Source organism: Pseudomonas sp. GM33, assembly GCF_000282295.1.
Lineage (GTDB): Bacteria > Pseudomonadota > Gammaproteobacteria > Pseudomonadales > Pseudomonadaceae > Aquipseudomonas > Aquipseudomonas laurylsulfatiphila.
In genome coordinates this window covers 1-22,841 of sequence record NZ_AKJO01000080.1, presented here as the reverse complement: position 1 = coordinate 22,841, position 22,841 = coordinate 1, and the positions used below count along the sequence as shown (strand labels likewise).

Annotated in this window: 14 protein-coding genes and 1 pseudogene; 4 read left to right on the top strand and 11 right to left on the bottom strand. The window is 59.5% G+C overall.

Annotated elements, in window-relative coordinates; translation table 11 throughout:
- Window positions 1-52: 52 nt before the first annotated feature.
- Window positions 53-289, top strand: a complete 237-nt coding sequence (locus PMI26_RS31395) for a hypothetical protein (protein WP_157222269.1) — start codon at window positions 53-55, stop codon at window positions 287-289.
- Between the two features lie 6 nt (window positions 290-295).
- Here the strand turns inward: PMI26_RS31395 and PMI26_RS16050 are convergent, their stop codons facing one another.
- Window positions 296-796: an MgtC/SapB family protein gene (locus tag PMI26_RS16050; RefSeq protein ID WP_007974382.1), complete on the bottom strand. Its 501-nt coding sequence runs from the start codon at window positions 794-796 to the stop codon at window positions 296-298.
- Between the two features lie 120 nt (window positions 797-916).
- Here PMI26_RS16050 and PMI26_RS16055 point away from each other — a divergent pair, with 120 nt between their 5' ends.
- The 3 genes from PMI26_RS16055 to mapR all read left to right on the top strand — a co-directional run bounded on the left by PMI26_RS16055 (window position 917) and on the right by mapR (window position 4,313).
- Window positions 917-1,150, top strand: a complete 234-nt coding sequence (locus PMI26_RS16055) for a DUF3203 family protein (RefSeq protein WP_007974381.1) — start codon at window positions 917-919, stop codon at window positions 1,148-1,150.
- Between the two features lie 195 nt (window positions 1,151-1,345).
- Window positions 1,346-2,758 (top strand): cytochrome c oxidase accessory protein CcoG, encoded by a 1,413-nt coding sequence (gene ccoG, locus PMI26_RS16060; protein WP_007974378.1) that lies wholly within the window; start codon window positions 1,346-1,348, stop codon window positions 2,756-2,758.
- Between the two features lie 145 nt (window positions 2,759-2,903).
- A complete protein-coding gene (mapR, locus tag PMI26_RS16065) occupies window positions 2,904-4,313 on the top strand; it encodes a GntR family transcriptional regulator MpaR (RefSeq protein ID WP_007974376.1) in 1,410 nt (469 codons plus the stop codon).
- Between the two features lie 25 nt (window positions 4,314-4,338).
- Here mapR and PMI26_RS16070 read toward each other — a convergent pair whose 3' ends face one another.
- From PMI26_RS16070 to PMI26_RS30100, 10 genes and pseudogenes are all read right to left on the bottom strand, one after another.
- A complete protein-coding gene (locus PMI26_RS16070) occupies window positions 4,339-7,080 on the bottom strand; it encodes an RHS repeat-associated core domain-containing protein (protein ID WP_007974374.1) in 2,742 nt (913 codons plus the stop codon).
- 130 nt (window positions 7,081-7,210) lie between these two features.
- Window positions 7,211-7,957, bottom strand: a complete 747-nt coding sequence (locus PMI26_RS16075; protein ID WP_007974372.1) for an SDR family oxidoreductase — start codon at window positions 7,955-7,957, stop codon at window positions 7,211-7,213.
- Between the two features lie 204 nt (window positions 7,958-8,161).
- Window positions 8,162-10,243, bottom strand: a complete 2,082-nt coding sequence (locus PMI26_RS16080; RefSeq protein WP_007974370.1) for a putative bifunctional diguanylate cyclase/phosphodiesterase — start codon at window positions 10,241-10,243, stop codon at window positions 8,162-8,164.
- 389 nt (window positions 10,244-10,632) lie between these two features.
- Window positions 10,633-12,114 carry an efflux transporter outer membrane subunit gene (locus PMI26_RS16085; RefSeq protein ID WP_007974367.1) on the bottom strand — a complete coding sequence of 494 codons (1,482 nt, stop codon included), beginning with the start codon at window positions 12,112-12,114 and terminating at the stop codon, window positions 10,633-10,635.
- Complete coding sequence (locus PMI26_RS16090) at window positions 12,111-15,218, bottom strand: efflux RND transporter permease subunit (RefSeq protein WP_007974366.1); 3,108 nt, start codon at window positions 15,216-15,218, stop codon at window positions 12,111-12,113. Before PMI26_RS16090 ends, PMI26_RS16085 begins: the two co-directional genes overlap by 4 nt.
- 148 nt (window positions 15,219-15,366) lie before the next feature.
- Entirely contained in the window at window positions 15,367-18,462 is a 3,096-nt protein-coding gene (locus PMI26_RS16095; RefSeq protein WP_007974365.1) for an MdtB/MuxB family multidrug efflux RND transporter permease subunit, read from the bottom strand.
- On the bottom strand, window positions 18,459-19,775 hold the full coding sequence (locus PMI26_RS16100; RefSeq protein ID WP_007974364.1) for an MdtA/MuxA family multidrug efflux RND transporter periplasmic adaptor subunit: 1,317 nt from the start codon (window positions 19,773-19,775) through the stop codon (window positions 18,459-18,461). The genes PMI26_RS16095 and PMI26_RS16100 overlap by 4 nt, the downstream gene beginning before the upstream one ends.
- A 177-nt stretch (window positions 19,776-19,952) precedes the next feature.
- Entirely contained in the window at window positions 19,953-20,453 is a 501-nt protein-coding gene (tpx, locus tag PMI26_RS16105; protein WP_007974363.1) for a thiol peroxidase, read from the bottom strand.
- Between the two features lie 192 nt (window positions 20,454-20,645).
- Window positions 20,646-21,398, bottom strand: a complete 753-nt coding sequence (locus tag PMI26_RS16110; RefSeq protein WP_007974362.1) for a hypothetical protein — start codon at window positions 21,396-21,398, stop codon at window positions 20,646-20,648.
- A 69-nt stretch (window positions 21,399-21,467) separates the two neighbouring features.
- Window positions 21,468-22,841 (bottom strand): annotated as a pseudogene (locus tag PMI26_RS30100) (hypothetical protein); the annotation flags it as partial.

Below are 22,841 nucleotides of genomic sequence, written 5' to 3'. Positions count from 1 at the left end.
AGCGTCAGCGAATTCACAAACAGCGCTAGCGCACAGCACCACGCGCTACACCGTGAACGACCCACCGACGGCTGGCCATCCCTTGAAAATATTCAACTACGAATTTCTTTGCTTCGAAGCCGAACGCAATCCCTCTGAACAATCAACCAAAAGCTCAATCATCCGGGAACTGGAGAGACATCTGCTGCACGGTGATATGGACTACAGCCAGCACGAACTCTCGGAAACGCAGAGCGACGAGCAGGAGTCAGGCTGTGAAGCAACTTGCGCAGACAGGGTGAATTCCTGACAGTTCCTAGGGTCGATGGTCCTTGTCAATCAGCTTCACGATCCTCGGCATCACACTGAACACCCCCAGCGCCAACAGCGTGCTGAGCACTGCCGTCGCCTCCCGGCCCAGCCCGGTGGCGACGCCGATGGCGGCGGTCATCCACAGGCCGGCGGCGGTGGTCAGGCCCTTGACGTCGCTTTCGTCGCCGTCGCGGTTTTTCAGGATGGTGCCGGCCCCGAGAAAGCCGATCCCGGCAATCACGCCCTGCACGACCCGACTCATGGCATCGGCCTGTGAGCCGGACATCTGCGGCACCAGCACGAACAGCGCCGCCCCCATCGCCACCAGCATGTGGGTGCGCACGCCAGCGGCCTTGCCCTGGTGCTCGCGTTCGAAGCCGAGAATTCCGCCCAGCACGGCGGCCATCAGCAGACGCACGGTCATCCGCGTCAATTGCGACGCATCGGTGATGTCGGCGAACTCGGCTTGCAGGGTCACCCAGACTTCGTGCCACCAGGCGTTCATGGTGCTGTCCTTGTGAGGAGCCATGGAGAGTGGACCGCTGCGACCATTAATCGGTTGCACAGAACGATGACCGGCGGTGGCGGCCTGAAACATTAGATACCCCTGAAAAAGGATTCCGCCATGACCGTGCGCATCGAGAACCAGACCTGCTTTTTTACCACTGAAAATGGCGAAGAAATTCGTCTGTGTCCTGACGTGACCATCGTCACCGATGGTCGCAAAGCCATGTCGGCGGTCGACATCGAAGGCCTGCGCATCTACATCACCGAAGCGGAAGCCGACGCCTTGACCGTCGCAGGCGCGGTGGATGGGCGCCGGCACCTGAAAGCCACCGACAGTGATTCGGTGATTTGACTGACGTTGATCAACACCCGCCGCAGCTGTTGTGCACAGGCGTTTGCAGCTTTGTGCGACGGGTGCTTCAAGTTGTCGCAGGCCGGGCGAACACCGCCATCTGATCCGCTTTTTAATGCAACACCTGAGTCTGTTATGCAAACAGATCGCCGCTCATAGTGCTCATGCCTGATGGAGGCTGATGAGCGAAAGACCATGAGCGAGAGAATCCCCGTCCGAACCGTAGAAACATTCGAGCCTTCGCGTCCAAAGACGAAGGCCATCACCCGCGACAACCTGATCCACACCCGCAGCTTCACCGGGCTGTTCCGCAACCTGCGCATCAGCGGCGCGGGTTTTCTGTTTTTGCTGTTTTTCGGCACCGTGTGGTTGAACTGGGGCGGCCGACAGGCAGTGCTCTGGGATCTTTCCGAGAGCAAATTCCATATCTTCGGCGCAACTTTCTGGCCGCAGGACTTCATCCTGCTGTCGGCGCTGTTGATCATCGCCGCGTTCGGCCTGTTCGCGATCACCGTGTTTGCCGGCCGGGTCTGGTGCGGCTACACCTGCCCCCAAAGTTCGTGGACCTGGATCTTCATGTGGTGCGAGAAAATCACCGAGGGCGAGCGCAACCAACGGATCAAGCTGCAAGCCGCGCCGTGGGGCATCAACAAGCTGATGCGTCGCTCGGCCAAACACACCTTGTGGCTGGCCATCAGCCTGCTGACCGGCCTGACCTTCGTCGGCTACTTCACCCCGATCCGGCCACTGGCCGAAGAACTGCTGACGTTGCAAATGAGCGGCGTCAGCCTGTTCTGGGTGCTGTTTTTCACCGGTGCCACCTACATCAATGCCGGCTGGCTGCGTGAAGCGGTGTGCATGCACATGTGCCCTTACGCGCGGTTCCAGAGCGTGATGTTCGACAAAGACACCCTGACCATTTCCTACGACGTGGCCCGTGGCGAAAACCGTGGCCCGCGCAAGCGCGAGGTCAAACCCGCCGAGGTCGGTTTGGGCGATTGCATCGATTGCCAGCTCTGCGTACAGGTCTGCCCGACCGGCATCGACATCCGCGATGGCTTGCAGATGGAATGCATCGGTTGCGCCGCGTGCATCGACGCCTGCGATTCGATCATGGACAAAATGGGCTACGCCCGGGGATTGATCAGCTATACCTCCGAGCATCAGTTGCAAGGCGGCAAGACGCACCTGCTGCGCCCGCGCCTGATCGGCTACACCGCCGTGCTGCTGGTGATGATCGCCGCCCTGGTGGTGGCATTGGTGGAACGGCCGATGGTCTCGCTCGACGTCAGCAAGGACCGGGGCCTGTTCCGCGAAAACAGCCGGGGCCAGATCGAAAACATCTACAGCCTGAAGGTGATCAACAAGACCCAGCAGCGTCAGGACTATCAATTGAGTCTGGTCGATGCCGATGATTTCGAGTTGCAGGGCAAGACCGTGCTGAGCCTGGCGCCGGGTGAGATTGTCGACGTGCCGGTGTCGGTGGCGATGCTCTCGGAGCGCTCGGCCAGCAGTTCGCAGAGCATCAGTTTCAAGGTAATCGACAGCGATGAGCCTGGCGTCTACAGCGTGGCGAAGAGCCGGTTTGTTGCGCCAATGAATCGCTGAGCCTTTAAGATGCAGAGCGTTAAAGATCGCAGCCTTCGGCAGCTCCAACGCAAGCGAGCCGATCCATTGTAGGAGCTGCCGAAGGCTGCGATCTTGGCGGTACCACCGTCACCTCTTTCCAAAAGACACCCAACCGGGCTTTTTGATGAAACGCTACGAAAAATTCGCCGACGACATCGCAGAACTGATCCGCTCCGGCGTCCTCGGACCGGGGCAACGTGTGCCGTCAGTGCGCTACGCCAGCCAGACCTACGGTGTCAGCCCGTCGACCGTGTTCCAGGCCTACTACCTACTGGAACGCCGCGGGCTGATCCGCGCCCGTCCGCGCTCCGGCTATTTCGTCAATGCCCATGCGCCGCGACCGTTTTCCGAGCCGGTGATCAGCAGCCAGGTCAACGAATCCACGGAAGTCGACGTCAGCGAACTGGTGTTTTCGGTACTCGATTCGATCAAGGACCCGAACACCGTGGCCTTCGGCTCGGCATTCCCCAGCCCGACGCTGTTCCCCCTGCAACGCTTGTCCCGCTCCCTGGCCAGCGCCACCCGCGAGATGGACCCGCGCATGGTGGTCACTGACCTGTCGCCGGGCAACCCGCAGCTGCGCCGGCAAATCGCCCTGCGCTACATGGTCGGCGGACTGATGCTGCCCATGGAAGAACTGCTGATCACCAACGGCGCCCTGGAAGCCCTCAACCTGTGTCTGCAAGCAGTGACGCAGCCTGGCGATCTGGTGGCCATCGAAGCCCCGGCGTTCTACGCCTGCCTGCAAGTGCTCGAACGCCTGAAACTCAAAGCCGTGGAAATCCCCGTGCACCCGCGCGACGGCATCGACCTCGGCGTGCTCGAACAAACCCTGGAGCGCCATCCGATCAAGGCCTGCTGGTGCATGACCAGCTTCCAGAACCCCATGGGCGCCACCGTGCCCGAGGCCAAGAAACAGCAGCTCGTGGAACTGCTGCGCCGCCACCAGGTGCCGCTGATCGAAGACGATGTCTACGCCGAACTGTATTACGGTCAACAAGCCCCGAAACCGGCCAAGGCCTTCGATACCGAAGGCCTGGTGATGCATTGCGGCTCGTTCGCCAAAAGCCTGGCCCCCGGTTACCGCATCGGCTGGGTCGCCGCCGGGCGCTACGCACAAAAGATCGAACGCCTGAAACTCATGACCTCGCTGTGCGCGTCCATGCCGGCGCAGGCAGCGATCGCCGATTACCTGCAACACGGCGGCTACGACCGGCACCTGCGTAAATTGCGTCATGCACTGGAAGACCAGCAAGCCGCCATGCTCGCCGCCATCGCCCGCTATTTCCCGGCGCAGACGCGGGTCAGCCAACCAGCGGGCGGGTACTTTTTGTGGCTGGAATTGCCGGAGCAGATGGATTCGTTGAAGTTGTTTCAAATGGCGCTGGCGCAGGGGATCAGCATTGCACCGGGGCCGATTTTTTCGCCGACGCAAAGGTTCAGGAATTGTATTCGGTTGAATTATGGGAGCCCGTGGGATGAGGCTGCGGAGAAGGCGATGGAGACGTTGGGGCGGATTGTGCGGTCGTTTTAAACAATAAATTGTGTTTATAGGCAGTTCATATGCGCGCTCGTTTTTTATCCTGACTACCCCATATCGCAGACACTATCGCGAAACCCGCGAGACTGTCAGCATTATCGCGAGCAATTCGACTGCGCAATGCGGGATCTTCGTTATACTTTTGCGTTCCAGCGCCCACTTCAAAATTATCAAGTACCGGAATATACCGTCCAAAACCCTTAGCCCAATCAGCCGTCGAAGCAAGACCCATTAGCATTTTTCTTGAGCGCTTCGTCAGCAAAGAACTATATTCATCATCAGAATAACAACCTTCCTCCTCAAGGTAATAATAATCATGCGTGGGCTCATCTTGATCCTGATGACTAACTTCATGAATTAACGTCTGTGCAATTTTCACTACCGAAGCACGATTTAAATATTCATCATTAATATAAATTTTGTTTCGCCTATCCGCGCGACTAACGAACGCAAATGCTTTTTTACGAGGATCATCCCCGTCAAAAAAAGTAACTATTTTCTCCTGCTTTGAATCTATTCGCCCAAGAGCAACCAGTATTTTATGATAGCGATCTTTTAATTCCGAGACATGATCAGCCTGGGAGGGTCCAAAATACGACTCATACAGCTCCGTTTTGTCAGAAATACTTTCAGTCATTTTTTTTACTGCCTCCCGGGCAAATGCCATGCCCTCGTTTAGCTTCTTGGCCACATCGGGAGTCTTTCTATTAATACTTTTCATTCCCCGCAGGTGTATCACACTGCGAATCCCTCGGCTCGTTTCAAATCGATAATCCAAATAATGTCTCAATATTGGAAAGTGACCCTGCTGATCAAAAAAGCTACAAGGAACATTCCTGACAAACCGATAAAAATTCAACCCATCCACATCCCCCGCCGGATCCGTATTCAACCAGCGCTGCAACCACGGCGCGTAATACCGCGCACCATAGTAATAAAGCCCCGTCGCATCCCGTTCCTTGCCTGAATAACGAATGGTCTTGTAGCTGGTTTCCACTTCATGCCGCCCCGCCAACCACGCCGTACCGCCGAAGGGGTAATAGACTTCCTGGCTGATGGTTTTAGCCTGTGCATCCACCTCAAAGGCACTCGACCCCAGGTGATCGTCAAAGCAGTAACGCCACTGATCGTTGTCCAATCCCGCTGGCGGCGGACTGTCCCAATGCAGCAGGCGTACAGTGCAGCGCCCGGCCTGTACGCTGATCACCTGGAGGCGTTCTTCTGTGGCGCTATTGGCATGCAGTTCGATGCCCGGCAAGTAACGTACCTCGGGCATATGCACGATGGATTTTGCAGTGAACTCCCGGTATTTGCGCAGACGAGCGCCTTCGCTGTCGTAGACATACCTCTCGATGTCGTCGGCGCCTTCAATCCGTGCCACTTGAGTGACTTGGGCCAACTGATTACGCCCATTCCACTGCAAAGCCTGCCCAGGTTGCAGCTCCAGCAGATTGCCGCGATCATCGAACAGTTCGTCAATCGCCGGCTGGCCGGCTCGGTTTTTCACGCTGCGATTGCTGTGCGATGCCACGCCCATGATCAAGGTATCGTCTACCGCGCCGTGATGCTGACGCTGCAGCAGATTGCCCGCTTCATCGTAATAATAAGTCTCTGTGTAATTGCACCAGCGACTGGCGTCCGGCGGGCCGAACCCCTGCCACTCGGGCAAAGCCGGCCCCAACGATGGCTTGGCGGTTTCCCAACCGGTGGCGCTGATCAGCTGATAGAGCGTGTCATAGGTGAAGCGCCGCACCGGCTCGATGCGCTGATTGGCAAAATGTTGAATAGGCAGCGCCGCATCGGCGATTTCGGTGATATTGCCTGCGGGGTCGTAGCCATAACTGAGCTTCTGCAGAATTCCCTGAGCGGGGCCTTGGGTATCGAGGTTCGTGAGCCGTCCATTGGCCGGGTCATAACTGCTGGTGGTACGCATGCCATTGCCTGCCCGCTCCTGTTCTATCTGGCCAAAGGCGTTGTACTCGATGGCATTGACCAACGTGTCGGCGGTGGATTGGCCAGCCCGTTGCAGCCCGACTGAATGCAGTTGCCCGGCGCGGTCATAGGTGAAATGTCGGGTATGACCTTTGGCGTCGGTTTGATGCGAGAGCTCACCCGAAGGCAGGAAGGACCAGGATGCCCGTGCACCCTCGCCCGGTTCCAACAGACGGTCGCACTCCGCTTCCACAAGGGGCCAATCGGGCGGATCAAAACTGTTCAAGAAATGACGAATTTCAAGCAGTACCGCCGCTGACATCCCGCATTCGGAAAGCAATCGACTGCCTGCCGGATCATCCTGTCGGATCGGCTGACCACAGCGATTGTGCCGGGCCTCTTCATCCGTCGCAGCGCCCCATTGGATACGCTCGGCACAGCGCTCCACCTCACCGATGCTTTGCTCGAACATCGCCACCGGCCGCAGCGACGAATCATGCTCAGTGCGACGATACCAACCGCGTTGATCCCATGACTCGATTACCTGCCCGGCGGGGCCGGGTAAATCGACTTGCCAGCCGGCATCGACGCTGTCGCTGCACAGCGACTGATTCGAAAGGCTGTAAGTGGTGGACAGGTTTGAAGGCGCATCGAGCAACGCAAACAATCGCGGATCGCGTTGCCGAGCAAGACGGCCAGCCCCGTCATACAGCTGATGCGTGACCCGTGACTCGGGCGACTCACTGGCCACGCGACGGTGATAAGCCACCTCACGAACAGCTAAACCACGAGGGTCGATGGCGCTCAGTGTTGGTGTGTGAATGTGCATGCACAGGGCGCCCGACTTTGAGAGGCTTCAACACACGCAGTGTTCGGTTGCGTGGCTCGCCGCCAATCTAGGCGCCCTTGTCAGCAGCGTCTACTGTCAGAAATAACAGGTGGACGCTGGCGGGCTCAACTCAGCGTCCACCACCCAGATCAACAAACGTCCCCGTTGCATAGGAAGCCTTGTCCGACAACAACCAGACAATCGCCTCCGCCACTTCATCCGGCCGCCCACCGCGGGCCATGGGAATTGCCGATTCCAGCTTGCTGACCCGGTCCGGATCGCCGCTCAAGGCATGGAAATCGGTGTAGATGTAGCCCGGGCGCACCGCGTTGACACGGATCCCCTCTCCCGCCACTTCCTTGGACAGGCCGATGGTGAAGGTGTCGAGCGCACCTTTTGACGCCGCGTAGTCGACATATTCGTTGGGCGCGCCCAAGCGTGCGGCCACCGAGGAGACGTTGACGATGCTGCCGCCCTGCCCGCCGTGCTTGGGCGACATGCGCAGGATCGCGTGCTTGGCGCAGAGGATCGGCGCCAGGACGTTGGTTTTCATGATCTTGAGGATGCGGAACTCGGACATTTCGTCGACCCGGGACTTTTGCCCCACGGTGCCGGCGTTGTTCACCAGCGCCGTGACCCGGCCCAGTTCGTTGTCGACCCGATGGAACAGCGCGATGACTTCGTCTTCGATGCTGACGTCGGCCCGTACCGCAATGGCTTGCGCACCGAGGGCGCGGACTTGCTCCAGCACGCCGAGTGCGGCCTTTTCGTCCGCCTGGTAGTTGATGCAGATCCGATAGCCCTGCGCGGCGGCCAACAGTGCGGTGGCGGCACCAATGCCGCGGCTGCCGCCGGTGATGACGATGACTTTGTCCATGCGAGCCTTCCCCCAATCAAAGCTTAAGCGGTCGGGGGCAAGAATAACCGCCATTGATGGTTTTTGCATGGCTTCGGCAGTGCTTTGTGGCGAGGGAGCTTGCTCCCGTTCGGCTGCGAAGCAGTCGGGATTTCAGGTGGCGCGGTAAGCTGAAAAGCTGGGGCCGCTTTGCGACCCAGCGGGAGCAAGCTCCCTCGCCACGGGTCAACTGACAACCAGTGCCTCGCCGCGATGGATTTCCATCATGAAACCTGCGGCCGGCAGCGGATGCCCCAGCAGGTAACCCTGCAACGAGTCGCAGCCCAGTTGCGTCAGGAAGTCCTGCTGCGAGTCCGTCTCCACACCTTCGGCAACGATGCGCAAGCCCAGCGCCTGGCCGAGCGCCACGATGGCCGAAACGATGGCGGCGTCATCGCTGTCGCGCTCCAGGTCGCGGACAAAACCGCGGTCGATCTTCAGTTCGTTGGCCGGCAGGCGCTTGAGGTACATCAAACTCGAATAACCGGTGCCGAAATCGTCGATGGACAGGTCGACACCCATTTCCGAGAGCTCCTGAAGCACCGTCATGCTCGCGTCGGCATCGCTCATGGCGGTGGTTTCAGTGATTTCCAGGGTCAGGCTGTTGGCCGGCAGATGGTGAGTCGCCAGTGCCTTGGCGACGCTCTGGACCAGTCCGGCATGGCAAAACTGGATGGCCGACAGGTTCACGGCGATGCGCCAATCGGTGTAGCCCAGCACGTACCACTCGCGCATCTGGCGGCACGCTTCGTTGAGCACCCACTCGCCGATCGGAATGATCAGCCCGGTTTTTTCCGCCAGCTCGATGAATTTGTCCGGCAACAGCAACCCTTGCGTCGGATGCTCCCAGCGCAACAGGGCCTCGGCGCCCACTGGCAGGCCATTGGCGGCATCGAACTTGGGCTGGTAATGCAGGCTGAATTCCTGATGTTCCACGGCATTGCGCAAATCCTGCAGCAATTGCAGTTGCTTGCGCGCGTTGGTGTTCATCGAGGCGTCGAAAAAGCTGTAGCCGTTTTTACCCGCGCCCTTGGCGTGGTACATCGCCGCGTCGGCGTTCATTAGCAATTCGTGGGCGGACTGCCCGTTACCCGGATAGAGCGCGATGCCGACACTGGCGGAAATGTGCAAATCATGTTCGGCAACCCGGAACGCCTGCCCGATCAACCCGACCTGGCGGGCCGCGAGGTTCAGGGCATCGTTCTGTTCGCTCAGTTGCACCAGCAACACAAACTCATCTCCGCCGATCCGCGCCAGGGTGTCCTGGCTGCGCAAGTCTTCGCGCAGGCGCAGGGCCACTTCGCGCAACAGCAAGTCGCCCATGTGGTGGCCGAAGGCATCGTTGACGGGCTTGAAGCCGTCCAGGTCGATGAACATCAGGGCAAAGCAACCACCCTGTTCACGAACCCGCGACATGGCCTGATCGATGCGGTCGGCGAGCAATGTCCGGTTCGGCAACCCTGTGAGAGTGTCATGCAGGGCCAGCTGGGTCAGTTCACGGTTGGCTTCGGTCAGCGACTGGGCCAGGCTCGCGGTGCGGGCCTCCAGGCGCGCATCGAGGATCGAGGTCAGCAAGGCAATGCACAGCACCGCCAACGTGGTGATCAGCACCAGGTTGTCCAGGCCCTTACCATTCAGGCCGTTGACCGCCGCCCCGCAAAAACTGCCATCGGCAAAGCGTGCAGCGGCCATCCCGGTGTAGTGCATGCCGACGATGGCGATGCCCATGATCACGGCGGCACCGCCACGGATCAGGCGGACATAAGGCGTGTGTTGGCGTAAATGGAACGCGATCCACAATGCCGCGCCCGAGGCAGCGACAGCGATCATCAGCGAAGCGCCGAACAGCGCTGGGTCATAGTCGATGCCCGGTTGCATGCGCATGGCGGCCATGCCGGTGTAGTGCATCGCGCTGATGCCGGCGCCCATGACCAGCGCGCCAAAGGCCAGTTGCCAGGCCGGCAGTTTTGGCTGATTGACCAGCCACAGCGCAAAACCGCTGGAAAGCACGCCGATCAACAGCGACAACAGGGTGATTGCACCGTCATAGCCCAGATCGATCGGCAGTTTGAACGCGAGCATGCCGATAAAGTGCATCGACCAGATGCCGATGCCCATGGCAATGGCCCCGCCCGCGGTCCACAAATGCACGGCACGGCCTTTGGCAGTGGCAATGCGTCCGGTCAGGTCGAGTGCGGTATAGGAAGCGAGAATCGCGACACAGAGCGAAATGATAACCAGGGTGGGGGAATAGCTACCGATGAGCATGGGGACTTCTCGCGAATACCCCCATTAACGGTATTGATTCTCGTCGGGGGAAAATGCGGCGATTGTACTGATTCCGAATGAGAACGCACTCACAAAATTAGCAAAGGGCCATCAGTCCGATGAAACGTCTGTTTTAAGGTTTTACATTAAGTCGGGCAACCACCGGACTTGAGGCTGGGATTACCGTGCCAGACACCTTGCGTCAAAGGTTAAAGCAATCATTTGTGGCGAGGGAGCTTGCTCCCGCTCGAGCGCGAAGCGGTCGCAAAAACAGATGACCGCGATCTTTCAGGAGCAATTGGGGGGCAGGTTTTGGGGCTGCTTGCGCAGTCCAGCGGGAGCAAGCTCCCTCGCCACAACAAGCCCCCTCGCCACAAAGTGCGTGGTCGTTATTGCGTATCGCTCAACTCAAGCTGCCCGTCCCAGCCACCGCCCAGCGCGGCAATCAACTGCACGCTGGCGATCAGGCGGCTTTGCAACAGGTCCAGGTTACTGCGCTCATTGTTCAGCGCCGCCGCCTGGGTCACCACCACATCGATGTACGCGATCAAGCCGGCCTTGTACTGATTCTGGGTCAGGCGCAACGATTCACGGGCGGCATCCAGCGCCTGTTGGCGCACGACGGCTTCGTCCTGCAGCACCTTGAGCTGCACCAGGAAGTTTTCCACTTCGCGGAACCCGTCCAGCACGGTCTGGCGGTACTTGGCCACTGTTTCGTCATAGGCCGCTTCACTGCGGTCGACTTCCGCCGAGCGCTGGCCGCCGTCGAACAGGGTCATTGCCAATTGCGGACCGACCGACCAGAAGCGGTTCGGCAGGCTGAACAAGTCTTTCGAGGTACTGCTGCTGTAACCACCGTTCAAGCTCAGGGTCAGGTCCGGGTAATAGGCCGCCTTGGCCACACCGATGTTGGCGTTGGCGGCCATCACCGAGCGCTCCGCGGATGCGATGTCCGGGCGACGCTCCAGCAACTGCGAAGGCAGAGCCGGCGGCACTTGCGGCAACTGCGGAATGTCCTGGCTTTCCGCCAGGCTGAACTCGGCTGGCGGCAGGCCGATCAGCACGGCAATGGCGTTCTCGAACTGGGCGCGTTGCCAGATCAGATCGATCATGTCCGCTTCGGTGCTCTTGAGTTGCGTCTGGGCCTGGGCCACGGCGTCCTTGCCCGATACGCCCGCGCGGTACTGGTTCTCCGTCATCTTCAGGGAGCGCTGATAAGCCTCGACCGTGTCCTGGAGCAGACGCTTCTGGCCGTCGATCACGCGCAATTGCAGGTAATTCTGCACCAGCTCCGACTGCTGACTCAGGCGCATGGCCGCCAGATCGGCAAAGCTTGCCTGGGCATTCGCGGTGTCGGCTTCCAGGCCACGGCGCAGCTTGCCCCACACATCCGCTTCCCAACTGACGCCCGCCTGGGCCGAATACGTGTCGCGAATACCGCTGGACGAACTGCTCAGGCTGGAGTTGCTGCTGCCGGTGCCCTGGCTTGAACGGTTCTTGCTGACGTTCAGGTCGACCGTCGGGAAAAACGCCCCGCGTGCGCTGCGCACCAAGGCCTGGGCCTGACGGTACTGGGCTTCGGACTGGGCGACGGACTGGTTGGCGCTGTTGAGCTTCTCGATCAGGCCATTGAGCTGTTGATCGCCGTACAGCTCCCACCATGCGCCGCGCGCCAGGGCATCGCTCGGGTTGGCCTGGCGCCAGCCTTCTGCGGCCTTGTACTGCGCCGGTTCCGCGGTTTGCGGGCGCTGGTAATCCGGGCCGACGGCGCAGGCACTGAGCATCGCCACGCACAGTGACAGGCTCAGCAGACGCGAGCCTCGAGCCGTGATCAGCGGTGCAGCCAGGTTGAAAAGCGAACGTTCAGTCATAGCGGAGTTTCCAGAGCAGCATCGGTACGCACCCCACGCCATTTGTTGAAGCGATGGCGCAGTTTGTCGAGATAGAGGTAAACCACCGGCGTGGTGTAAAGCGTCAGCACCTGGCTGAAGATCAGCCCGCCGATGATGGTCAGGCCCAGCGGCTGGCGCATTTCCGCCCCTTCGGCACGGCTCAGCAGCAACGGCAAGGCACCGAGGATCGCCGCCAGGGTGGTCATCAGGATAGGTCGCAAACGTTGCAGGCAGGCACTGCGAATCGATTCCAGCGGTGCCATGCCCTGATGCCGCTCCAGCTGCAACGCCAGGTCGATCATCAGAATCGCGTTTTTCTTGACCACGCCGATCAACAGAAACAGCCCCAGCAACGAAATCAGGCTGAACTCGCCGCCCAGCGCATAGATCGACAGCAACGCGCCGACCCCGGCCGACGGCAGGGTGGACAGGATGGTCAGTGGATGAATGTAACTTTCGTACAGCACACCCAGCACCAGATACACCGCCACCAGCGCCCCCAGGATCATCCACGGCTGGCTTTTCTGGGTCGCCGCGAACGCGTCGGCTGTGCCGGCCATTTTCGCAATCACCTCTTCCGGCAGCCCGACCTTGGCAATCGCCCGCTCGATGGCGGCACCGCCCTGCTCCACGGTCACGCCTTCGGCCATGTCGAAGGCAATGCTTTCCGAGGCGAACTGGCCTTCGTGACTGACCCTGTCGTTTTCCAGGCTGCTTTCGTAATGGGCGAAGGTCGACAGCGGAATCCGCGCGCCATCGGCAGTGATCACCTGGACCTGCTTGAGGGTGACCGGGTCCTGGGCGTATTTCGGGTTGACCTCCATCACCACCTGATACTGGTTGAGGCTGTCGTAGATGGTCGAAATCTGCCGTTGGCTGTAGGCGTTGTTCAGCACCGCCGTGACCATGTCCATGTCGACACCCAGGCGCTTGGCCTGGTCACGGTCGACGATCAGGGTCACTTGCCGGGCGCCCCGGCCTTCCCGCGCATCGATGGCCGTCAGTTCCGGCAAGGCCCTGAGCGCGGTGACGACTTTCGGATACCACTCGCGCAATGCCCCGAGATCCCCGCTTTGCAGGATGTAGGAGTATTGCGAGGTGGTCTGCTCACGGCCGCCACCGAACTGCAGGTCCTGGTCCGCCATGAGCATCAGCTGAGCGCCGGGCACCTTGGGCATTTCCTTGCGCAGGCGTTCGATGACTTTCTGCGCGGAAATGTTGCGCTCCTTGATCGGCTTCAGGCGTACCAGCATGAAGGCGTTGTTGGTGCCGTTACTGCCGCCTATGAAACCGGCGACGCTTTCTACCGCCTCATCCTTCAATACAGCCCGACGGAAAATCTCCATCTTCGGCTGCATCACGCTGAAGGACAGGCCGTCGTCGCCGCGCACGAAACCGATCAGTTGGCCGGTATCCTGCTGAGGTAGAAATGTTTTAGGAACAACGACATACAGCACAATATTAACACCGATTGTCACGAACAGACTGAGCAACGTCAGGCGTTTGTGGCGCAGCACCCAGTCGAGGCTGGTGGCGTACTTGCCAACCATCCAGTCGTTGGCCCGCCGGCTCCAGCGTTGCAGGCGGTTCTCCTGCCCCGGCGTGTGCGGCTTGAGCCAGCGGGCGCAGAGCATCGGGGTCAGGGTCAACGACACCAGCAGCGAAACCACGATGGCCGCCGCCAGGGTGATGGAGAATTCGCGGAACAGGCTTTCAATGATCCCGCCCATGAACAGGATCGACAGGAACACCGCCACCAGTGACACGTTCATCGACAGCAAGGTAAAGCCGACTTCCTGAGCGCCGAGGTAGGCCGCCTTCATCGGCCGCACGCCTGCGTCGATGTGCCGGGAAATGTTCTCCAGCACTACGATGGCATCGTCCACCACCAGCCCGGTGGCCAGGATCAATGCCATCAGAGACAGGTTGTTCAGCGAAAAGCCGTAGAGGTACATCACGGCAAAGGTACCGACCAGCGACACCGGCACCGCCAGGGTCGGGATCAGCGAGGCGCGGAAGTTACCCAGGAACAGGAACACCACCAGGATCACCAGCGCCACGGCAATCAGCAGAGTCATTTCCGCTTCATGCAGCGTGGCCTTGATCACCGGAGAACGGTCCATGGCCAGGTTCAGCTTGACGCTGGCCGGCAACACCGCCTGCAACGCCGGCAACTGCGCCTTGATCTCGTTGACCGTCTCGATGATGTTGGCCCCGGCCTGCCGGTTGATCACCAGCAGCACCGCCGCGTCGTCGTTGAAGAAACCGCTGTTGTAGCGGTCTTCGACGCCGTCGCTGACCTTGGCCACGTCCTTGAGGCGCAGGGCCGCGCCGCCGTTGTAGTGGATGATCAGCGACTCGTAGTCCTTGGCCTTTTCCAACTGGTCGTTGGCCTGGACCTGCCACAGCCGCTGATCGTCTTCCACCGAACCCTTGGGCCGGCGCACGTTGGCATTGGCGATGGTGTTGCGCACATCGTCCAGGGCCACGCCGTACTGGTTCAGCGCCTGCGGTTCGAGTTCGATCCGCACCGCCGGCAGCGAACTGCCGCCGATCTGCACCTCGCCGACGCCCTGCACCTGGGACAGGCTCTGGGACAGGATCGTCGAGGCCAGGTCATAGAGCTGGCCTTTTTCCAGCACATCCGAGGTCAGCGACAGCACCATGATCGGCGCCTGGGACGGGTTGACCTTCTTGTAGGTCGGCATGCTGCGCATCCCACTGGGCAGCAGGTTGCGCGAGGCGTTGATGGCCGCCTGCACTTCCCGCGCCGCGCCGTTGATGTCGCGGTCGAGGTCGAATTGCAGGATCACCCGGGTCGATCCCTGGCTGGACCGGCTGCTCATGGTGTTGACCCCGGCGATGGCGCCGAAGGAGCGCTCCAGCGGCGTGGCCACGGTCGACGCCATCACCTCGGGACTGGCGCCGGGCAGGCTGGCCTGGACCACGATCACCGGAAAGTCCATTTGCGGCAGCGGCGACACGGGCAGCAAACCGAAGCTCACGCCACCCAGCAGCATGATCGCCAGGCTCAGCAACATGGTCGCAACCGGGCGCTTGATGAAAGGTCCCGAGAGATTCATCGATGACTGCTCCCGGCACCAACCCACGAGCCTTGCTGCCCCCCTGTGGGAGCGGGCTTGCTCGCGAAGAGGACCTTGCATTCAACATCCCTGTCGACTGACCGGACGCCTTCGCGGGCAAGCCCGCTCCCACAGGTTATGCAGGCCGTCATACCGCCGTCTCCTGAGCGCCGGTCTTGCCAAAGCGCCGACCGAGACGATCGAAATACAGGTAGATCACAGGCGTAGTGAACAGGGTCAACACCTGGCTCAGCAACAGGCCGCCGACCATCACCAGGCCCAGCGGTTGGCGCAGTTCCGCGCCGGAACCGGTGGCCAGCATCAACGGCACGGCACCGAAGAGCGCGGCCAGGGTGGTCATCAGGATCGGCCGAAAACGCAGCAAGGCCGCCTGATAGATCGCCGTTTGCGGGTCCATGCCCTGGTTGCGCTCGGCGTCGAGGGCGAAGTCGATCATCATGATCGCGTTCTTCTTGACGATGCCGATCAGCAGAATGATGCCGATGATCGCGATCATGCCCAGGTCGTTGCCGCTGAGGATCAACGCCAGCAAGGCGCCCACCGCCGCCGACGGCAAGGTCGAGAGAATGGTGATCGGGTGGATGTAGCTCTCGTAGAGCACGCCCAGCACGATGTACATGGTCACCACCGCTGCCAGGATCAGCAGCAAGGTGCTCGACAACGAAGCCTGGAACGCCTCTGCCGCGCCCTGGAACTGGGTCTGCACGCCAATCGGCATGCCGATGTCCTTCTGCACCTGCTCGATGATCTCGACCGCATGCCCCAGCGCCACGCCGGGCGCCAGGTTGAAGGACATCATCACCGCCGGGAACTGGCCGATGTGGGTGATCGCCAGTTGCGCCTGACGCTCCTCGATATGCGCCAGGCTGGACAGCCGCACCTGCCCGCCATCGGTGGTCTTGACGTGAATCTGGTTCAACGCATCCGGGCCGATCTTCTCGCCGGACTGCGATTGCAGGACCACACGGTACTGGCTCGCCTGGGTGTAGATCGTGGAAATCTGCCGCTGGCCGAAGGCGTCGTACAGCGCATCGGTGATGTTCGACACCGACACCCCGACCCGCGACGCCGCATCGCGGTCGATCACCAGATAAACCTGCAAGCCCTTGTCCTGCAGATCGCTGGCCACGTCGGTCAATTCCGGGCGGTCGGCCAAGGCTTCGACCAAGCGCCCGCTCCACAGGCTCAGCAACTCCGAGTCCGGTGACGACATGCTGAACTGGTACTGCGTGCGGCTGACCCGGTCCTCGATGGTCAGGTCCTGCACCGGCTGCATGAACAGGCGGATACCGACCAGCTTGTCCAGCTCCGGTTGCAGGCGGGCAATCACTTGCGTTGCACTCAGGTCACGGTCGTGGTGCGACTTGAGGTTGATCAGCAACCGACCGCTGTTGAGGGTCGAGTTGTCGCCGTCGACACCGATGTAGGAGGACAGGCTCTCGACCGCCGGGTCGGCCAGAATCACCTTGGCCAGCTCCTGCTGGCGCTCGCTCATGGCGGCGAAGGAAATCGATTGCGGCGCTTCGGAAATGCCCTGGATAACCCCGGTGTCCTGCACCGGGAAGAAGCCCTTGGGCACCACCATGTACAGGAATACCGTGAGCGCCAGAGTGCCAATGGCCACCATCAAGGTCAGGGGCTGGTGCTTGAGCACCCACTGCAACTTGCGACCATAAGCGGCGATCATCCAGTCGATGAACGCACCGCTGGCGCGATAGAAACGCCCCTGCTCGGCTTCCTTGGGTTCGCGCTTGAGCAGCCGCGCGCACATCATCGGCGTCAGCGTCAGGGAAACCACCAGGGAAATCAGGATCGCCACCGCCAGCGTAATGGCGAACTCGCGGAACAAGCGCCCGACCACGTCCGCCATGAACAGCAGCGGGATCAGCACGGCGATCAGCGACAACGTCAGGGAAATCAGGGTGAAACCGATCTGCTTGGCGCCCTTGAGCGCCGCGTTCAGCGGGCTGTCGCCCTCCTCGATGAAGCGCGCAATGTTCTCCAGCATGACGATCGCATCGTCCACCACGAAACCGGTGGCGATGGTCAGGGCCATCAGCGTCAGGTTATTGACCGAGAACCCGGCCAGGTACATCACGCCGAACGTGCCGATCAACGACAGCGGCACGGCCACCGAAGGAATGATCGTGGCGCTGGCGCGACGCAGGAACAGGAAGGTGACCATGACCACCAGGGCGATGGCGATCAGCAATTCGTGCTGCACGTCCTTGACCGAGGCGCGGATGGTCTGGGTGCGGTCGGTCAGCACCACCACGTCGAGGCCGGCCGGCAGGTTGTCGGTGATGCTCGGCAGCAAGGCCTTGATTCGGTCCACCACCTCGATCACGTTGGCGCCGGGCTGACGCTGGATGTTGAGCAGCACGGCCTGGTTTTCGTTGGCCCATGCCGCGAGGCGTTCGTTCTCGGCGCCGTCGACAATTTCTGCCACGTCCTTGAGCCGCAACGGCGCGCCGTTGGCATAGGCCAGGATCAGGTTGGCGTAGTCCTTGGGCGACGTCAGTTGATCGTTGGCATCGAGCATCGAAACCCGGGTCGGGCCGTCGAAGTTGCCCTTGGGCTGGTTGACGTTGGAGGCGCCGATCAGGGTGCGCACGTCCGACAGGTTCAAGCCGTTGGCGGCCAGGGCCTCCGGGTTGACCTTGATGCGCACGGCCTGGCGTTGACCACCGGCGATGCTGACCATGCCGACGCCGCTGATCTGGGCGATTTTCTGCGCCATGCGCGTATCGACCAGATCGTTGAGTTTGGGCAGCAACATGGTTTTGGAGGTGATGGCCAGGGTCAGCACCGGCGTGTCGGCCGGGTTGACCTTGTTGTACACCGGCGGTGCCGGCAGGTCCTTGGGCAGTAGGTTGGTGGCCGCGTTGATCGCCGCCTGCACCTGTTGCTCGGCCACGTCCATGTTGATGTCGAGGCTGAACCGCAACGTCAGTACCGACGCGCCGCCGGAACTGGTGGAGGCCATTTGTGTCAGGCCGGGCATCTGCCCGAACTGCCGCTCAAGCGGCGCGGTCACCGCGCTGGTCATGACATCCGGACTGGCGCCGGGGTACAGGGTCATGACGCGAATGGTCGGGTAGTCGACCTGGGGCAGCGCCGACACCGGCAGCAGCCGATAGGCAATCACGCCGGCCAGGATAATCGCCAGCATGCTCAGCGTGGTGGCTACCGGGCGAAGGATGAACAGCCGCGAGAGATTCATGCGCCGCCCTTTTTCGCCTTGTCGGTGGTCGCGGGCTCAGCCGCGTTGAGCGCCGACTTGCCCTGCAGGTGTTCGGTTGGCGTGGTCGGCACGTCCTGGCTGTCGTTGACCACCTCCACGTCGCTGCCGTCCTTCAGGCGGTCAGTGCCTTCCAGTACGACCCGCTCGCCTGCGGACAGGCCTTCGGTGACCACGGTGTTCAGGCCGTCACTGGCGCCGACTTTCAACTGACGGATCTTGACCTTCTTGTCACCGTCCAGGACATAGGCGAATGTGCCGTTGGTGCCGAACTGGATCGCGGCGGACGGTGCGAGCACCACGTTTTTGAGGGTGTCGGCCAGCAGGCGCACATTGACGAACTGGTTGGGGAACAGCGACTGATCACGGTTCTCGTAGCGGGCCTTGAATTTCAGGGTGCCGGTGGTGACGTCGATCTGGTTGTCCAGGCTCTGCAGTACCCCAGTGGCCTGCAACTTGGTATCGCCGCGATCCCAGGCTTCAGCCGGCAATTGGGCACCGCTGCGATAACGGGCGAGCACGGTGTCGAGGCTGTTTTCCGGGAGGGTGAAGGCCACGCTGATCGGTTGGGTCTGGGTGATGATCGCCAAGGCGGTGGTGTCGTTGGCCGCTACCAGGTTGCCGACGTCCAGTTGACGCAGGCCTACGCGACCGGTGATGGGTGCGCGGATCCGGGTAAATTCAAGGTTGAGTTTGGCATCGTTGACCGCTGCCTGATTGGTCTTGACCGTGCCCTGGAACTGACCGACCAGCGCTTCGGCGGTGTCCAGGGTCTGCTTGGCAATACTGTCTTCGCGGTACAGGCCGCGATAGCGCTCGACATCGACCTGGGCGTTTTTCAGTTGCGCCTGATTCTGCAGCAAGGTGCCTTCGGCCTGCAGCAAGGCGTTCTGGTAAGGGCGCGGGTCGATTTCGGCCAGCAGGTCGCCGGCCTTGACCATCTGCCCTTCTTCGAAATAGATCTTGACCAGCTCACCGCCGACGCGGCTGCGCACGTTGATGGTGTTCAGCGCCGTGACCGTGCCCAGCGCCTTGAAATACAGCGGGAAGTCACCGGTGACGGCCGCAGCCACGCGCACCGGTACCGGCCCTGACGCACCGCCAAACCCCGGACGCATGCCCCCCGATCGACCGGTATGCCCGGCAACGGCTTTCTGCCCCGCCGCCTCTTTGGGTGCAGCGCTGCCCGGCCAGAATTTCCAGCACAGGGCGGCAATGACCAACAGGACAAGCAGGCCGAACAGCCAGCGACGGGGACTACGGGAAGCGGAGGATTGCATTGAGTGATCAACCATTGGGCGCGTGGGCTTTTTTACATGAGGCTGAACGATAAGCACTGGCGGGTTTTAAGCAAAGCGCCTTTACCGGCAATTTACTTTCGGCTTACGTAACAGGAGTTTTATCCAAGACACTGAAACACAAATGAAAACGGCCTGGACAGGGCCAGGCCGTTAAACATTGTAAAGGTACGCTTATTTCAGAACAGCAAGTGCCGCTTCGTAGTTCGGCTCGTCAGCGATTTCGCCAACCAGTTCGCTGTGCAGCACGTTGTCGTTCTCGTCCAGAACCACGACGGCGCGAGCGGTCAGGCCCTTGAGCGGACCGTCGGCGATGGCCACGCCGTAGTTCTGGATGAACTCGGCGCCGCGCAGGGTCGACAGGTTCTGTACGTTTTCCAGGCCTTCGGCGCCGCAGAAGCGGGCCTGGGCGAACGGCAGGTCAGCGGAGATGCACAGCACAACGGTGTTGGCCACGTCGCTGGCCTGGGCGTTGAACTTGCGTACCGAGGTGGCGCAGGTCGGGGTATCAACGCTTGGGAAGATGTTCAGCACTTTGCGCTTGCCGGCAAAGTCTTTGAGGGTAACGTCGGACAGATTGCCGGCAACCAGGGAAAAGGCTGGCGCCTTGGAACCGGCTTGTGGCAGTTGGCCGTTGACTTGAACCGGGTTGCCTTTAAGAGTGACTTGAGCCATGAACGGAGTCCTTCTGAACGTTGTGGTGGAGAATTTTGACGAAGTCGAAGTTAACCACGAAATTGTCCGACGACCTATCCAAAAACACAAATGGTCATAGGTTTCAGAGAAAAGACACCCATCCGGGAAACGACCCAAAACCTGTGGGAGCAGTTCTCCCACAGGAGCCTTCTGAGCCAAGGAAAGCTATTATTAAACTGCTCTCACTACCTCAATAGGAGGGCGAAGTACCACTCCAGACTTATAGACAATAGTTAAGTCAACTTTCCCAAAATATAGATTATTCAAATCCTTATAGCGAACCCTTATAGCTATTTCTCCCGACCTCATATCATCTGGCAGATCTTCAGCACTGGAGACGCCAACTTCATTCGCAACCAACACTCCGTCAGCCATAAGATCTATTGTATAGAGCGCATCAGAATCATATGTGATTTTAAGGATGGGGTCCTGCTCAAGCGCCCCCCACTCCTTTCCTGGATAATACGTTTTCAGCTTATAAAATTTGCTGTAGTTGAGAAGCAAATCATGGGAGCCCTGATCATGGCCCTCAAGCACATAAGAAGCGTACTCTGTCAATTCCTTGGGAACAACAAGAACTTCCAGGGAAGAGCTTGCCCCCAACGAACTAAACGTAAAATTATGATACCCAACAGAACCAACAGCATATATCTCCGCCTCAGAATATTCCGAGCCAGATTTGAGCATTGCATGCCACCGCTTATCTGAAACAGTAGGCGCAGTCACTATGACGTTTCTCGTTTCTTCTTCCGCCCTCATCAAAAACTCAAACACGGCATGTTCAGGCAGTATCAACTTATCAGCTTCAGGATTAAACACATAAACTTCCGTGCCCGCGTCAAAGTTAACCCATGGCGTGATTCTAAAACTTTTGCAAGCCTCCCAAAAACTCAAAGCGCTCACACCCGATACTTTATCATTCATGATCTCACACTCCTCAATCAATTAAAAAACAAAACACGAAACCAAATGGACCGCTCACAACAAACCTCTTCAATCAGCCAGAGGTGACAACCCATCATTTCCACTTTCAAGCTGATCTATTTCAATAGGTATCCTCAAAGGCTCCAGCCCCTTTAGCAGTACCTCCATATATACCCTTCGATAGTCAAACCCTTCAGTATCCCTGGCCCTGATGGTTCTTTTCGCCCCACCAGATCCGGGTGACTCAATATTCATGAACTCGTCAAGTGGCGGCAACAATTCAATATCAACCCCGGGCTCTTTAACGTCGACAAATTTACACTTCCAGCCCACAAAGACGCCATCCTCAGCCTTTGGCACAATAGAGATTTCTTTGCTTACGTTAAATTTAAGCAAAATCGGGAAAGCACCGTGATCTACGCCACCACTCATTATTTTTAAACCAGCAGAGTGTGGCCCTCTAAAGTACCTGAACTCCCACGGCTCACTCACTTGACCTCCGTAATCCAGGCTTAGCAAATGTTTCTTTTGAGCTGCCGGATTATCCAGCCCTACAAATTCGACAGCAGTTGAATCCACGACCTTGAACTCGGTGGGTGTTATTGCAACAGAGGGATTAGCCCCCTGCACCCACTTAAAACTTACCACCCTACCTTTAAGTGGACTTGTAGCCAGTGGTCTTATTGTCAGGCGTGCGCTGTCCTTGGATAGCGCTATACCTTCACCCTCCAGATCGACTGGAGTTGCACTTCCACCCGCGGGTGTAATCGAAATTTCAGCAAGTTCATCTTCAAGGTTTTTCGATAAAACGAAACCTTTCATCACGGCTGTTTTTGCTTGCTCTCCATAAGCAACTTCCACATTGAAAGTTCCGCTTTTGCTGTCGGGCCCTGTAATTTCCCAGTTGTAATCGGCTGTCGGGCTACGGAATCCTGGTTGACTCTTCAAATCAGTTTCCGGCAGGTTGCCTCCGGCTACGTAACGCAACTGAAGTTGAACTCCGTCGATAGGACTGCTGGACTTTGGCTTCAATGAAAGCGTACGTCCCTGCCCCCGTAGAAAAACTGCTCCTTCCAATGGCACTGAATCGTCATCTACCGTCATGTCCACTTCATCAGCCAGATCGTTCGACAACAACTTGCTGGTGGCCAGGATGATCGGCGTGGCCATGTCTTGCCCCGTCAGCACCAACTCGAAGGTGCCGCTTTTGGTCGCACCGGTCACGGTCCAGTTGTGCGCGTCTTGTGGCTCGTTGAATTTCGGGCTGCTGGTCACGTTCGCCGGATCCAGCCCGGTTTTGACGCAGCACGTCAACGTCACCGGATGGTCACCCAACGGACTGTCGGGTTTGGGTTTTAGTATGAGTTTCTGGCCAATCCCCCGGATAAATACATTGCCTGCTTCGGGAACGGGTGCTCCGTCGATCTCGACGTCCACCTCTTC